At 34.8% G+C, this 15678-nt stretch carries 14 protein-coding genes; 6 read left to right on the top strand and 8 right to left on the bottom strand.

The genetic code is table 11. The annotated features are described in order from the left end of the window. Window positions 1-86: 86 nt before the first annotated feature. Window positions 87-2288, top strand: coding sequence for a RelA/SpoT family protein (locus GQN54_RS07985; protein ID WP_160633002.1), 2202 nt, complete (start codon window positions 87-89; stop codon window positions 2286-2288). Between the two features lie 58 nt (window positions 2289-2346). On the opposite strand, the gene GQN54_RS07990 is transcribed toward GQN54_RS07985, so the two are convergent. Both GQN54_RS07990 and GQN54_RS07995 read right to left on the bottom strand, forming a co-directional pair. After that, window positions 2347-3546, bottom strand: coding sequence for a T9SS type A sorting domain-containing protein (locus tag GQN54_RS07990; protein WP_160633003.1), 1200 nt, complete (start codon window positions 3544-3546; stop codon window positions 2347-2349). A gap of 322 nt (window positions 3547-3868) precedes the next feature. Further along, window positions 3869-5155, bottom strand: a complete 1287-nt coding sequence (locus GQN54_RS07995) for a T9SS type A sorting domain-containing protein (protein WP_160633004.1) — start codon at window positions 5153-5155, stop codon at window positions 3869-3871. Between the two features lie 291 nt (window positions 5156-5446). Here GQN54_RS07995 and GQN54_RS08000 point away from each other — a divergent pair, with 291 nt between their 5' ends. Genes GQN54_RS08000 through GQN54_RS08015 form a run of 4 tightly spaced genes read left to right on the top strand, consistent with a single transcriptional unit; the run spans window position 5447 to window position 9102 of the window. Continuing rightward, window positions 5447-5923, top strand: coding sequence for a Fur family transcriptional regulator (locus GQN54_RS08000; RefSeq protein ID WP_160633005.1), 477 nt, complete (start codon window positions 5447-5449; stop codon window positions 5921-5923). 3 nt (window positions 5924-5926) lie between these two features. Beyond that, window positions 5927-6286 (top strand): STAS domain-containing protein, encoded by a 360-nt coding sequence (locus tag GQN54_RS08005; protein ID WP_160633006.1) that lies wholly within the window; start codon window positions 5927-5929, stop codon window positions 6284-6286. Between the two features lie 9 nt (window positions 6287-6295). Further along, on the top strand, window positions 6296-7576 hold the full coding sequence (locus tag GQN54_RS08010) for an adenylosuccinate synthase (protein ID WP_160633007.1): 1281 nt from the start codon (window positions 6296-6298) through the stop codon (window positions 7574-7576). 8 nt (window positions 7577-7584) lie between these two features. Continuing rightward, window positions 7585-9102: an OstA-like protein gene (locus GQN54_RS08015; protein WP_160633008.1), complete on the top strand. Its 1518-nt coding sequence runs from the start codon at window positions 7585-7587 to the stop codon at window positions 9100-9102. On the opposite strand, the gene GQN54_RS08020 is transcribed toward GQN54_RS08015, so the two are convergent. Next, window positions 9094-10134 (bottom strand): hypothetical protein, encoded by a 1041-nt coding sequence (locus tag GQN54_RS08020; RefSeq protein ID WP_160633009.1) that lies wholly within the window; start codon window positions 10132-10134, stop codon window positions 9094-9096. The genes GQN54_RS08015 and GQN54_RS08020 overlap by 9 nt on opposite strands. A gap of 21 nt (window positions 10135-10155) precedes the next feature. After that, entirely contained in the window at window positions 10156-10752 is a 597-nt protein-coding gene (locus GQN54_RS08025; RefSeq protein ID WP_160633010.1) for a hypothetical protein, read from the bottom strand. Window positions 10753-10865: 113 nt separating this feature from the next. On the opposite strand from GQN54_RS08025, the gene GQN54_RS08030 reads away from it, so the two are divergent. Beyond that, window positions 10866-11957 (top strand): M42 family metallopeptidase, encoded by a 1092-nt coding sequence (locus GQN54_RS08030; RefSeq protein ID WP_160633011.1) that lies wholly within the window; start codon window positions 10866-10868, stop codon window positions 11955-11957. A gap of 313 nt (window positions 11958-12270) precedes the next feature. On the opposite strand, the gene GQN54_RS08035 is transcribed toward GQN54_RS08030, so the two are convergent. The 4 genes from GQN54_RS08035 to GQN54_RS08050 form a co-directional block, all read right to left on the bottom strand. Further along, window positions 12271-13821, bottom strand: a complete 1551-nt coding sequence (locus GQN54_RS08035) for a T9SS type A sorting domain-containing protein (RefSeq protein WP_160633012.1) — start codon at window positions 13819-13821, stop codon at window positions 12271-12273. Window positions 13822-13952: 131 nt separating this feature from the next. Then, the gene (locus tag GQN54_RS08040) at window positions 13953-14135 is read right to left on the bottom strand and encodes a hypothetical protein (RefSeq protein ID WP_160633013.1); all 183 of its coding nucleotides are present in this window, start codon (window positions 14133-14135) and stop codon (window positions 13953-13955) included. 315 nt (window positions 14136-14450) lie between these two features. After that, window positions 14451-15011, bottom strand: coding sequence for a DUF4924 family protein (locus GQN54_RS08045; RefSeq protein ID WP_160633014.1), 561 nt, complete (start codon window positions 15009-15011; stop codon window positions 14451-14453). A 5-nt stretch (window positions 15012-15016) separates the two neighbouring features. Then, the gene (locus GQN54_RS08050; RefSeq protein WP_160633015.1) at window positions 15017-15628 is read right to left on the bottom strand and encodes an OmpH family outer membrane protein; all 612 of its coding nucleotides are present in this window, start codon (window positions 15626-15628) and stop codon (window positions 15017-15019) included. Between the last annotated feature and the right edge of the window lie 50 nt (window positions 15629-15678).

A 15678-nucleotide genomic window follows, 5' to 3' on the forward strand; every position in this document is an offset into this window, starting at 1 on the left:
TCGAATCTCAATTTTATTTCATTCTACAATCTTGTATTGCCGTAGGTTTTGTAATTTAGAGCTTGTATTTATACTGACCAAACTTTATGATTCCAATCGAACTTGAAGCTGAGAAAAAGGAGATCTTAAAAAGATATAAGCACCTCTTAAAAGTTAGCAAACTAAAAGACAACAAGGATAAAAAGCTGATTCGAAAGGCATTTGACACCGCCCTTGAAGCGCATAAGGACATGCGTAGAAAGACTGGAGAACCCTACATCTACCACCCAATAGAAGTAGCACGAATTGTTGCAGAAGAGATTGGACTTGGAGCCACTTCGATTGTTTGTGCCCTTTTGCACGACACTGTAGAAGACACCGACATGACATTGGACGATGTCAAAAGAATGTTTGGCCCCAAAGCTGAGAAAATCATTGATGGACTGACCAAAATATCAGGGGTGGTAGACCACAATGTATCGCTACAAGCTGAGAATTTTAGAAAAATCTTATTGACCCTTTCTGATGATGTTAGAGTAATTTTAATCAAACTGGCTGATCGATTGCACAACATGCGAACTTTAGAGTCCATGCGGAGAGACAAGCAGTTAAAAATCGCATCAGAAACACTTTATCTTTTTGCTCCGCTTGCTCATCGATTAGGATTGTATAGCATAAAATCTGAGCTCGAAGATCTTTCTTTAAAATATACTGAGCCGGAAATTTATGAAGAAATAACCAGCAAGCTTAAAAAGACCAAAGCCGTTCGAACTCGTTTTGTCAATCAATTTTCATTACCAATTCAGAAAGCACTTCAAGAGCAAGGTTTTAATTTTGAAATAAAAGCTCGAACCAAATCGATCCATTCCATTTTTGACAAAATCAAAAATAAACATGTTTCTTTTGAAGAGATTTATGACATCTTCGCCATTAGAATTATCGTTGACTCCGCTCCTGAAAGGGAAAAAGCCGATTGTTGGAACATCTATTCCATAGTTACTGATTTCTACCAGCCAAGCCCAGACCGGCTAAGAGATTGGATTTCTACTCCTCGAGCAAATGGATACGAGTCTCTGCACACTACTGTGATGAGTCCAACAGGAAAGTGGGTAGAAGTGCAGATTCGCTCACAACGCATGGATGAAATCGCAGAAAAAGGATATGCAGCGCACTGGAAATACAAAGAAGGCGGAGAAGAATCTAATTTCGACACGTGGATCAATAAGATTAGAGAATTGTTAGAAAACCCAGAAAGCAATGCTATCGATTTCTTGGATGATTTTAAACTCAATCTATTTGCTGAAGAAATTTTTGTATTTACCCCTCAAGGTGATGTAAAAAGCTTACCAGTTGGCGCTACAGCCTTAGATTTCGCTTTTGAGATACATTCTCAAGTAGGAGAACGCTGTATTGGAGCGAAAGTAAATACCAAACTAGTACCGCTGAGTCATGTTTTAAATAGCGGAGATCAAGTAGAAATCATCACATCCCGCAAGCAAAAACCAAATGAAAGTTGGTTAGATTATGTAATTACTGGTAAAGCAAAATCTAAAATACGCTCGGCACTCAAAGAAGACAAAAAACGAATTGCTGTTGATGGTAAAGCTACTTTAGAGAAGAAACTGAAGAAACTCAAGATTCCATTTACCAATGATATTATCAAAGACTTATTGAGCTTTTACCGATTGCCATCACCGTTGGAGTTGTATTATAAAATTGCCATCAACAAAGTAAAGTTGGGCAAGCTCGATGAAGTGACCTACGAAGGCAGCAAACTAGTGTGGAATAAACCCGAACAAAAAATCAACACGAGCAAGCAGTTTGAAGAAGCACTTCGTTCCAAAGGTCAAGCTGATGAAATGCTAGTTATTGGTGAGGACATGGAGCATTTTGACTATAAAATTTCTCCCTGCTGTAATCCTATTCCGGGCGATGAAGTTTTTGGATTCATTACTATCAGCGATGGCATAAAAATTCACAAGACCAACTGTCCAAATGCTGTTCAACTATTAAGCAATTACGCCTACAGAGTTGTAAAAGCAAGATGGACCAGTCAAGAACAAATTGCATTTTTAGCAGGTATAAAAGTAACTGGAATTGATGATGTGGGAATTGTCAATAACATCACTAAACTTATTTCTATGGAACTGAACGTCAACATGCGTTCCATTAGTTTTGACAGCAACGATGGTATTTTTGAAGGAACTATTATGGTGTTTGTGCATGACACTCGCCACTTAACAGACCTCATCAAAAAACTGAAAAATGTGAATGGAGTAATTAATATTTCTAGAATAGATACAGCATAAAAAAAGAGAGCGTCACAAAAAATTGTGACGCTCTCCAATAAGACGCTTTATTACCAATTTACTTCACAACAAAAGATTTAGAAGCAACTCCTTTATCAGAAACGATCTGTAAAAAATAAACTCCTTTTGGATATCCGTTTAAGTCTATTTGGCTTTTAAAGCCATTGATTACTTGTAATTCTTTACCCATTGTATTCACTACTTTTAATTGACTCACTTTATATTTTGATTGGTATTTCCAATCAATTTTAAGGAAATCATTGGTTGGGTTGGGGTAAATTTTAATTTCACCCAAGTTAACCTCATTCTTTTCGTTAAGACCTACCAAACCGCCTAAGTTGGTAGATTTGAAGATTACACCATTGTCACCAAACACAAATAACATCCTATTCGAATACATATAAACGCCTATAAATTTAGAATTAAAGCTCAATGTATCTTTAGTATAACTCATTCCTCCATTTATTGATTTACTTACAATGCCATTGGATCCATAATTAATAACCCCAAACATTTTTTGACTATTTATAAAAACTGGCCTAGTCAAGGAATTAATATTTCTGCTATAAAAATTTAGCCCTTTGTCGTAAGAAATATAATATGAGGAAGGAAAGCCTGAACTATATACAACAATCGTATCACCGCCTTGATAATATCCTCCAGCACCATTTAGAGTTATAGGTGGATGAGTTATAGTATCCCAGCTTAAACCTTCATCCAAAGTGATATACACTTTGTCAAAACCAACGCCAATTACCACGCTATCATACACATTAAAAGCCTGAAATTCTGACTGTAAAATTGTTAATCTCCCATCCTTATACTCCAATGTTTTGCCATCTCCTTGAATCCAAACTTTATCTCCAAAAGAAATCAAACCCAAATAACTCAACAAACTTTCTGTGGTTTGAATTATCCTATTTCCTTTGGTTGCAATTTGAAACAGCTGAAGCGCGTAAATCCTATTCCAAGAAGCACTTCCAGTATCTATGCGAGTAACAAATAGGCTGTCTTTATAAATTGCCAAACCTGAAAAAGCCCATAGATTGGTATCCTGGTAATACAACGTCCAATTTTCTCCAGCATCTGTAGATTTTAAAATTTTGTTTTCAGCAGTTGCATAACCAATCAAGCTGTCCTGAAAAATAATTGAACTAACCTGATCTTGAACTCCTGAATTAACTTGATGCCAATTGGGTTGGGCGCTTATTCCTGAAAAAGTAAAAATAGAGATTATCATTAATGTTATTGTTTTCATAGTTTTTAGTTTTTAGTTTTTAGTTTTTAGTTTTTAGTTTTTAGTTTTTAGTTTTTAGTTTTTAGTTTTTAAAATAAGTTATATCACGACGCTTACTAACTAACAAGCAGACAATTAAAAACGAAATTTACAGAAAAAAAAATACCAACCTAATTTGTAAAAAATAAATTGGTGCACAATCTAAAGACACATCAATCAAGCGATTCGTTGTTTACTTGAAGCTTTAGCTTTAAAATAGTTATTTCCAATCTTCTTTGTCCATAAAAAAGAGCCCTTATTGAAAACTCAACAGGGCTCTACACTCTAACTAATTAAACTAAATTTAGTGATTCACCACTACCTTCTCACTTTTTTGCTGCCCATTTGAGGTAACCGTTAAAATGTATGTTCCATTCTCTAGCTGATGAATAGGAACCTTAATTTCATTAGCGTTTAAAGTCGATTGATTTTCAAAAACCACTTTTCCCGATAAATCGACAATTCGAATTTGATTAATGCGATTACCTTTTGTTGAAATGGTAATTTGATCTGAAGTTGGGTTGGGGTATATTTTAAAATTCGCAAAAGAAGAATGTTCGGCCAGCCCTACCCTTGTTTGATAATTATAATTATACCTTAAATCATCTGATTTAATTAACCAACCACTTGCATCGATAGATTCCTCTATTACTGACTGTAAAGTTCCATTTGGATTGTAATTAAATGAAAACCTAACTTGAGGGTAGTATTTCTGTTGAGATACATTGTAATTCGAACTAACGACTTCACTGAGTCCATTTGAGTTATATTTAAAAACTTTTCGCTTCGAAATTATTCCTGCAGGACTTTCAAATATAGTAGAATCTACTTGATTTGCTGAATTATAATAAGTAGTCAAACGCTCTAAATCTTCCCACATAGAAACTGACCACCTCTGCACAAGCTCTGACTTAGAATTATTAACGGTATCATAAGTGTAAATGAATTTTTGATAATTCATCCCCTGAGGGTTAGACCCAATTAGTAATTTACTAAACTTCTCCATCAATCGAGAATTTTCATATTTGTAGGTGATAATGGAATTCTGATCCCACGAAGAATTACCTCTCATTAGAATCAAAGCAGTATCAACTTGATTACCAAAAAATTTTCGATTAAGTTTATTAAGTGCCACCCAGGAAGTATCTCCCCATGTGTAGTATATATCTTCCACTACATTTCCATTTAAATCGTAGCTGTATTCCCACATCGATTCATTCTCTATGTTTCCAGAATCTAATAACTGTCTTGCCCTTTTCTTTATTTGTCCAAGCACATTAAGCTCCTGAGTATAAACTACACTAGTAAAATATCGGCTATTTGCAGCATCCCAAGAGTAGGTTGTTTGATTATCATAACTATTGAAATAACTTCCATCATAAAGTATTGGTGCACGATACCACTGTGAAGTAAATATATTTAATAACCTTTCATCATCCTGATTCGTACTCCATAGATAACTCACCGAGTCTTGTTTGACATATTGAGTACCATCATACTTTTCGACAGTATAACTTTTAATTTGATCTTGAGCTGTTGCTGTAAGGATTGTAAAGCTTCCAGCTAGAATGGTAGTGAGTAGTTTTTTCATAGCAAATAGGGTTTAAAATTAGTCTATTGTTTTTAAGAGAGTTAAATATAAAAAAATAAATCCTTGATTCAACAACTTTTAAAAAATTAAATTTCATTAACCCCCTTACCGACTGCATTTTACCCAACTCCGCTAACTACACCCCTTATCATTGCTCATTTTTATAGGGATTCGATTGGGAACCATCAGAAGTCAATTAATCCAATTTTCGTTAACAAACTGTTCAAAAATCAGTTTTCCCATCCTAATATAAAGCGTATCTTTGAATCCTTAAAATTGCAAGCCGAAACTATGGCCACCGAAGAAACAATAGAAAAAGTAAATCAAATCTTTGCTGCTTATTTAGAGAAGAATGGCCATCGGAAGACACCCGAACGATTCGCCATTCTGAACGAAATATACAATCAAAAAGGTCACTTTGATATTGAATCCTTGTACATTTCAATGAAAAACAAGAAGTATAGAGTGAGCCGAGCTACTTTATACAACACCATCGAACTGTTATTGGCTTGCAACTTAGTTCGAAAACATCAATTTGGAAATAACATTGCCCAGTTTGAACGCTCTTATGAGTTTAAACAACACGATCACTTAGTATGCACCCGATGCAACAAAGTGATAGAGTTTTGTGATCCAAGAATTCAAAATATTAAATCAACGGTTGGTGAAATTTTAGATTTTAAAATCTTACACCATTCTTTAAATCTTTATGGCATTTGCAGTTCATGCAGCGCCTTGGAAGATGCAAACGCACAAAAACAAGACTAATCGTTGAATTTTTCATACCACATACAACCCATCGAAGATTCTGTGCTGCGCATTGATTTAAAAGGTGATATCCTTGAAAAATCGCAAACGCAAGACATGATGATTGCTGTAGATCAATTATTATTGGACGGAAGAAACAATTACTTGATTAACCTGAACGAGCTCAACTACATGAACAGTAGCGGACTCAACAGTTTAGTTGCATTATTGACTAAAGCGAGAAGCAATAGCGGCGAGGCCGTGGTATTTGGTGTAAATGAAAGAATTGAAAAATTAATTATCCTTACAAAATTAAATACAGTGTTTTCGCTTTACAAAACAGAAGCTGAAGCGCTGCAAGCTATAAAAGAACAGACTGCATAAATTATTACAATGAAAGTAGACGTATTATTAGGCCTACAATGGGGCGACGAGGGAAAAGGAAAAGTAGTAGATGTATTAACCCCAAAATACAACGTGATTGCACGTTTTCAAGGTGGACCAAACGCAGGCCACACGCTTGAATTTGACGGCATCAAACATGTTTTACACACAATTCCTTCTGGAATTTTTCATAAGGATAAAGCCAATGTCGTGGGGAATGGTGTTGTGATCGACCCAGTCATTTTCAAAAAAGAAATTGATGCATTAGTAGAAATGGGTGTGGATGTAAAAAAGTCGTTGCTGATTTCAAGAAAAGCACACTTAATCTTGCCAACTCACCGTATGCTCGATGCAGCTTCCGAACAAGCTAAAGGAAAAGAAAAAATAGGTTCTACTTTAAAAGGAATCGGACCAACCTACATGGACAAAACGGGTAGAAATGGCCTGAGAATAGGCGACATTGAATCTCCAGAGTTCATGGAAAAATATGAAGCATTAAAAGGAAAACACGACGATTTACTAAGCAGATCGGAATTTGAATATGATGTCACTGAAATGGAAAAAGCTTGGTTTGAAGGAATCGAGTTATTAAAATCATTGACTTTAATAGATAGCGAGCATTTTATTAATGATGCGGCAAAAAATAACCAAACTATTCTAGCAGAAGGGGCGCAAGGAACATTACTAGACATTGATTTCGGGTCATACCCCTTTGTTACCTCTTCCAATACAATTACTGCCGGAGCTTGTACTGGTTTAGGAGTGGCACCAAATAACATCGGTGAAGTATTTGGAATTTTTAAGGCCTACTGCACACGTGTAGGAAGCGGACCATTCCCAACTGAACTATTCGATGAAACTGGTGAAGAGTTAAGAAAAGTAGGACACGAGTTTGGTGCGACTACTGGTCGTCCTAGAAGATGTGGCTGGATAGATTTGCCGGCATTGAAATATGCAATTATGATCAATGGTGTGACTCAATTGATTATGACGAAAGCAGATGTTCTAAGCAATTTCGAAACCATTAAAGTATGCACACACTATAGCTACAAAGGGGAAGAAATTGACTTTTTGCCATACGATGTATTGGATGCTGAAATAAAACCCCTCTACAAAGAATTGAAAGGATGGACGGAAGATTTAACAGGATTAGCTTCCATTGATGAAATTCCTGCAGCATTAAATGACTATATTGAATATTTGGAACGAGAATTGGAGACTCCAATCACTATCGTATCTGTAGGACCTGATCGAAGTCAAACCTTGATGAGAGAAGCAGCTACTGCATAATCGAATTTATGAAGACCCTTTTTGTTGTCTTATTTAGTTTCATTTCAACGATTACCATCGCTCAGAAGAAGGAAAAAATCCAAATTCTGAATGCGGATGACTTCATCTATTCTGAAAAGAGCAATAAAGATGTTCAAAAGTTGGTTGGTAATGTAAAGCTAAAGCACCAAGATGCATTAATGTTTTGCGATAGTGCGTATGTCTACAAATTGTCCAACCAAATGGAGGCGTTTGGTAATGTTAGGATAAAACAAGGTGACACTTTATCATTAACTGGAAACTACCTCAAGTATGACGGAAATGCTAAGATTGCAGATGTTCGAAAGAATGTTGTTTTGAATCGTCCTGACATTTCATTGACGACTGATAAGCTGATTTTAGATCGCACAACCAATATTGCCTATTACCTGAATGGCGCAAACATCATTTCCAAAACAGACAACAATAAATTGTTTAGCCGAAAGGGATATTACTACATCAATCAAGATGTCTTTTTCTTCAAAGACAGTGTAGTGCTCAGAAATGAGAAATACACCATGAAGTCGGACACCATGAAATATTGGACGACTACGGAGGAAGTTTTCTTTTTTGGTCCAACAGAAATAATCAGTGAAGACAATTATATTTATTGTGAAAACGGCTATTACAACACCATAAATGAACGTTCTAAGTTCTTCAAGAATGCCTACCTCATCTCATCTAAGCAGAAGTTGATGGGCGACACCCTAACTTATGATCGAATAAAAGGATATGGAGAAGCTAGAGGCCAAATTAGCATCATTGATACTGCAGAAAATATTACTGTAAAAGGCGGATTGGCTAAGTTTTACGAACAAAGCGATAGTGCCGAAGTAACCAAAAATGCTCTCCTAGTTCAGCCTTTTGAAGAGGATACGTTATTCATGCACGCCAAACTATTTCGGGTTTTCCCAAATAAAGATGGCAAACGGGTAATGCAAGCTTTTTATCAAGTCAACTTGTTTAAAAAAGACCTACAAGGCAGCTGCGACTCTATCGCATACTCCTTTACAGATAGTACCTTAAAGATGTTTTACGAACCTATTCTTTGGTCAGATCAAAATCAGATTACTGGAACCATCGTAAACATCAACATGAAAGATGGGAAAATTGATGAACTGTTTATCCCTGAAGACGCTTTTATTACTTCAGAAGTTGATACCACTCGATATAATCAGATCAAAGGAAAACAACTAACTGGAACCTTCGTTGAGAATAAATTGAAGAAGGTCTTTATTGAAGGGAATGGACAAACCATTTATTATGGTCAAGATGAAAATAATAAATTCATAGGTGTTAATCGCGCAGAAAGTTCCGATTTATTGATTGGATTGAAAGAAAATGAAATAGAGACCATCACTTTTGTAAATGATCCTGATGCTACGCTCTATCCATTAAATGAGTTAAAACCTGACGAGTTATTACTCGGTGGATTCAATTGGAAAATTGAATTTCGACCATTAAAAATGAGTGATGTCTTTATCTGGAAGAGGGGCGAATTAAGATAGAATATCTCGATTATTATACAATAATATATATAATCGATGCCTTAAAATCTTCCCCATATTTTCACACTCCAAAAAGTCTTTGTCATCAAAATGAACGGCTAATTCCTCCCGCAATTGCTTCACCTTCTCCTCTGTAGAGATTTCATCAATTTCCATAATATCCAATAAATCTTTCAATCGATAGCGAGAAACCTTGATTCTATTGGCAATCATTGCGCGCTCTTCTAGTTGATATTGCCGAATCGTTTCAGGGTTAATGTAGCGCACCACAAAATCGACAATGGCATTATTATCTTTAAAAAATTGAGGCAAATACATGGTACGCATGCCTTCATACGTCTGTTGATCAAAATCGATGGCTCTAATTCGATACTGAATGTCATCAAAGTCTGGGGTCATATCTACGACATAGTTGTAGGATCGCATATCACCCAATAATCGCACAAAAGTTCGTTCATTGAATTTTACAAATTCCTTCGCCAGTCGTATTTCATTCAGTTCTGCATCGTTCAGCCAATTACTAATAAAAACGTCACCAGGAATTCCTGCGATATGCTCTTCTATAATGGTATCACCATCCACCACATAATTGATTCGGTTAGGCGATAAAATATGTTCCAATTCTAATCCATAAATTCTAGAGGCATCTGCTCGTTTTACATAGAAATAATCATAGTTGTCATTATACCGATTAGTGATTCGTATTCTAAACGGTTTGGAATTCCCAAAAGGACAATAATCAATTCGATTGGTATAAAGATGTTCGGTCACTTCTAGGTCACCTTCTGTTTTTAATAAGGAATAAATCTTTGTTAGATTTTCATTGATCTCTTCCATATCCGACTGAGAGAACATGACTGTTTCCCATAAAGTATCCCGTCCTTCTTTATCATAAACAGGCATACTTGATTCAAAATGCAATAAATCTTTATACTGAATGGGCAATTTAACTTCTCGACTATACTCGGTTAAATAACCTCTCAACTCATCACGAATTGGGAAAAAAAACTTCTTTTTGGAAATGGTATTCATAAAATATTATTGGGATTGCCCTCAAAATACGAATAAATGTTCAGCCAACTCTTCAAATGAATAGGGTTCTTGATAAGAACGATCAGAAAAATAATTTGCGAGTAATTTTATGTAATAAGGAGCTCCATCTTTGGAAGCAAAAACAATTCTTATGGTCCCGTACAATTGATTAAAAGGCGCCGTCTTTCTATATTTCAACTTTGGCTTTAAGTAATAGGATTCTTTCGAAACAATCCAATCTTGGTCTTCTTTAATCTCTTCTTCAGAATGATTAATCGCATAATCCAATTCAATAATGCGATACTTGAATAATTCGAATAGAAACGAAGCTTGCTCTTGAGGAACACCTTTTTCAAAATAGTAAACAAACCCTTTAGATTGAGGACTATTGTAATAAAAAAAGTTCGCCTCTACAGCGGCTATTTCTGACCTCGTTTCCCACTCTTCCTTTATCGCTCGAACATTAAAGTTATAATTTTGCCCCCTTCTCCATACTTCAAAATCACTTTTATACTTTTCAGATCGTCTTATCACCTTCTTAACAAGAATATTAGAACTTGACTCTACCGCTTGCTCAGTAGGCAAAATAGATTGAATTAATTTATCGAGAAAACCCATAGTTCTATTTAAACATTTCTAATTACAAATCTATTCTTTTACAATGGCATACATTCTTTCAATCAGAAAATATTCCATTATATTTGAAGGCTAAACATATACAACTCTAACTAATGACCAAAGCAAAACAAGTCGATAAAAAATCGCTCCAATTTTTAGAACAATATATAAACAACCCATCACCTACGGGGTTCGAATCAGAAGGGCAAAAATTGTGGCTCGAGTATATTAAACCCTATGTTGATGAAACTTTTGTGGACACATACGGAACAGCGGTAGGCGTCATAAACCCTGAAGCGAAATACAAAGTAGTAATAGAAGCCCATGCCGATGAAATCAGCTGGTTCGTTCACTACATCAACGAAAAGGGTTTTATCTACGTTCGCAGAAACGGCGGATCCGACCATATCATCGCTCCATCAAAACGTGTAAATATCCATACGGACAATGGAATTGTAAAAGCAGTATTTGGATGGCCTGCCATTCACACCAGGTCTGGGTACGAAAAAGAAGACACGCCTAAATTGAATAATATTTTCTTGGATTGTGGATGCAATTCCAAAGAGGAAGTGGAGGCATTGGGGGTTCACGTAGGATGTGTGATTACCTACGAAGATGAGTTCATGGTATTGAACAAAAACTATTTTGTAGGTCGTGCATTGGACAATCGGATTGGGGGATTTATGATTGCTGAAGTGGCCAAAAGACTAAAAGCAAACAAAAAGAAATTGCCGTTCGGATTGTACATCACCAACAGCGTACAAGAAGAAATTGGTTTGAGAGGTGCAGAAATGATTGTGCAACGCATTAAACCCGATGTAGCCATCATTACAGATGTTTGCCACGATACACAAACTCCTTTGATTAATAAGATAGAGCAAGGAGATTTCTTTGCGGGGAAAGGCCCAGTTTTGACATACGCTCCGGCAGTGCAGAACAACTTGTTAAAACAAATTATAAAGACAGCAAACGACAACAAAATCCCATTCCAACGTTTGGCGGCTTCTCGTGCTACTGGAACAGATACCGATGCCTTTGCTTATGCGAACGGCGGAATAGCTGCAGCACTTATTTCTTTACCATTACGCTACATGCACACCACAGTAGAAATGGTGCATCAAGATGATGTATTAAATGTCATCGAATTGATTTATCAAACATTATTGAGTATCAGAGAAAATCAAAACTTCAATTATATTCAATAAAACAAAAGGGTGGTTTCTAATTGAAGTCACCCTTTTTATTTTTCTCTTAAAGCGTTTATTCTCCACTAAATACTTCTAGAATTTCACCACTTTCTCAGTACTTATAAAATTCCCTCTTGAATCTGAGATTCTTTTACAATTACTCTTTGACAATTCGTTTAGAAATTACTGCACCATCTTCCAAAGTAACACTGATAAAATAAATTCCAGATTTTAAATTTCATTTTCTATATTGATTTGACAACCACCATAAGGTTCGAAGCATCTGATAATTAACATACTAAATAGCATTATTTAAAAACCTAACATAAGGCTACTCTTTTATAAAAACAGTAGCTCTTGATAGAGGTTTTCCATTATCGATTAAACTAAGAAAGTAAGTCCCAGTACTGAGCGAGTGAACATTGACCTGTTTGTCAGAACCTAAGTTCCCATTTCGTATTTGTTGGCCTTTCATGTTATAAATGATATAACCTAATGAATTACTAGAGTGTACTATCTTTAGATAGTCTGTCGTCGGGTTTGGATAAACATTTATCGAAGTTGCTATCTCATTTTCCCGAATACTAACTAACAGCTGACTAGGAATTTTAGTAATAACCGAAAAAACTTTATTATCACTCCATGCATTGCTAAAATAACTCAATACAAAAATATCTTCATTGGAATCTACAATTAACCTAGAAGATACATGATTTTTTTGACCATAGATGAAAAGACTATCTCTACTTTGCCCACTAACTTTAAAAACTAATAGTTGACGGTATTCTGCTGCAAAAGGAGGAGTGGAAGCATAAGGAGAACTACCAGAAAAATATTCATTATTATTGGCTTTAACATAATAAGTAGATCTATTGTCGATAGTAGTATTTCCTAAATGAATTTTATTTAAAATATTTCCATTCCAATCAATAGTCGCACGGTAGTACTGCCAAAAGTCAGGATTTCCTATGGCAGTTGACTTGTTTAAATCCCCAAAAAAGGTCACGGTGGTTGAATCCATTAAAAATCCCCTTGGTCGCATACTAACCCAACCTTCATTTACTGCCAAATTTAACTCTTGTGTATCGTCCATCTGAATGGTTTTCACTTTATCTAAAGTAAAACGATTTACGAATTGAATCTCAGAAGCATTATTCCCATAAATTAACAATGAATCATTTACTGGAGAGACTTGAGTTGGCCCATAAGCAAAAGGAAAAATCAAAATAGTGGGGTCAGAAAAATTGAAAGTAAGTACTTTCTTTTTTAACAAGTTACCTCTCATATCATAGCGATATAAGAATGCAGAATCAATAGTATTATATACTGTATAAAGGTAAAAGGAATTATCATATAAATAAGGAATAGAAGTCAATTCTTGCTTTTCTAAACTTAAAGTAAACAACACATTTGAATCAGCTTTGAAAGCTTGAGTAGAATTTCTAACCTCCAAATTTAGAGTAGAATTTGAATCTACATATGATTCTACATAGATTCTATTATTAGTATACTTTTGATCAACTACAAATTGGGATAATATTGACACTGGAAAACCACTTCTCACAATATATTTTTCTGTTGAATCCTTTTGCCATGTTACATTTGAATCCCTAATACTCAAATCGTTTTTATTAATCCAATAAAAAACAATCGACTCAGCTACATTATTAGACCCTGCATTTACTTGTGAATAAATTAAAGTACTATCATCATAATCAATATAGTCCCGTTGAAAAATAGTTCTAATTCCAATTGAATCAAAATTTGTCGGAAAAACATGATCTCTTATACTAATTTGAGCACTTGTATTAAACGAAACTAATAAAAACAAAGCCCCCAAAAGGGCTTTGCTTAGTATAATATTTAACTTAAAATATTTCATAATCTTTATATTAACAAACTACACATAAGCCATAATAGAAACGTCCTTCATGGTGAAAATTCATATTATAATATGGAGGAACAGTATAAGTAGCTATTAATTTAATCTTTTTCATTTTATATGTTTAGTGTTTAAAATAGACTTAATTTGAATTTCAATCGATTAGAAACGCCTATAAAATGTGCCTCTGCCATAAAACAAATAGCGTATACATTTAGAAAACCATTGGATTTGTAGAGAGAGAGCTCTACTTGCTCAGCTACAGATAGAGTTTTATCGTGTAGTAAATAAGAGTATGGGGTCAAGTTTCTCATAAAGGTATACCAAACATAAACCAAAAAAAAACAAAAAACAATAGACTCTTCTTTTCTAACTAGTTACAATGCATTGTAAAAATAGCTCAAACTCATATCCCCATTGGATTTTACTATGAAAAATAATTTTTAAAAAAGATCCTTTTTAACATTTTAACTACTAGAAAGTTGACTAAATCGACCCTATTTTTAATAATAATTAGATCTATTTTTAGGCTATTTTGACATTTTTTACGAGTCTAATAAATTAAATCAACAAAAAAGCCACCCTTTCACTGAAAAGGTGGCTTCTACTTATAAATATTCTTTCTAAAATCAATTATTCATGACATCGGTTAAATTTAATTTACCCGTTTTCATGTTATTGTATTGCACTACCATATGTGCCAACAAGGCTGAAATACTTGCCATACTTGCTTTGGTTCCTTCTGAGATATTCATTCCTTTTAGTCGCAATAACAACAAACCATACAATCCATTTAAACAAGCTTCTATTTCATTGATATACTTCCCGTCAGATTTCTGCATCAAAGCAGCGATATGCACCTTCGCATCGTCATACAATGCTTTATACTCTTTATCTTGAATGGTGGTCAATAATGTTTGATGAAGAATTCCTAACCCCATTATGTCGGCATTTATATAACTCAAATGACCGGTTTGCTGTATACCTTCTTCAATCATCATTTCAATCAATTCCGCATACCATTCTTTGATTTTAACTTTAACCTCTAACGGCTGTGGATACTTAGCTACCACCTCTTGATCAATTCGATCTAAATCAAACTTATAGGATCGAATAATGTCCTCAATTTGCCACATATAGATGATATACTCGGCAATATTGGTTTCCTTTTTTAATTGTGCAATTAACATTGTGTTTAGTCCTTTTTATTAAGTTCTTGATATTTTGCGTTTAAGCCATCAATGACTTCCGTAGTAATGTTCATAGCAGAATCAGCCAATAACAAAGAGCTTGTAGTAGAATAATCCAAAATCATATTTAAACCTTTGTCTTCTTTCAACTGTACCAAATAACCATCTAGACTGATTCTAATTTTTCGCTTCATATTGTCCTCCTCTTCAGCCAATTTCAAAGCCAACTCCTCTTGCATTTTGCCAATCCCTTCTTCTTCTTGCATCAAAGCCATTTGACGTTTCTCACCTTCTGCTTGAGTCAACATAGGCGCATCTTCTCTCAATTTAAGGTATTTATTCTCTAAAGTTTTTACTTTCCCTTCTAATTGACTTCTAAATTGTGCTTGTTTGGATTCCAACTCCTTTCTTAATTGCTTTACTAATTCGTACTTTTCCCACAACGTATCCGTATTGATGTATGCAATACTGATAGCCGACTGATTAACTAGACTATCTACTTTTTGAGTGGTTGGCACTGCTTCTATGTTTTCAGCAGATTGATTAGATACCATATAAAACAAGATGGCTACAGCGATAGCCAAAACAACATTAAAAACTAAGGATAAATTCTTCACTTTTCTGATTTAAAAATTATAATTTACAAAGTTGCTATATTTAATTGAAA

It is taken from the genome of Acidiluteibacter ferrifornacis (genome assembly GCF_009909615.1).
Classification (GTDB): Bacteria; Bacteroidota; Bacteroidia; order Flavobacteriales_E; family Vicingaceae; genus Acidiluteibacter; species Acidiluteibacter ferrifornacis.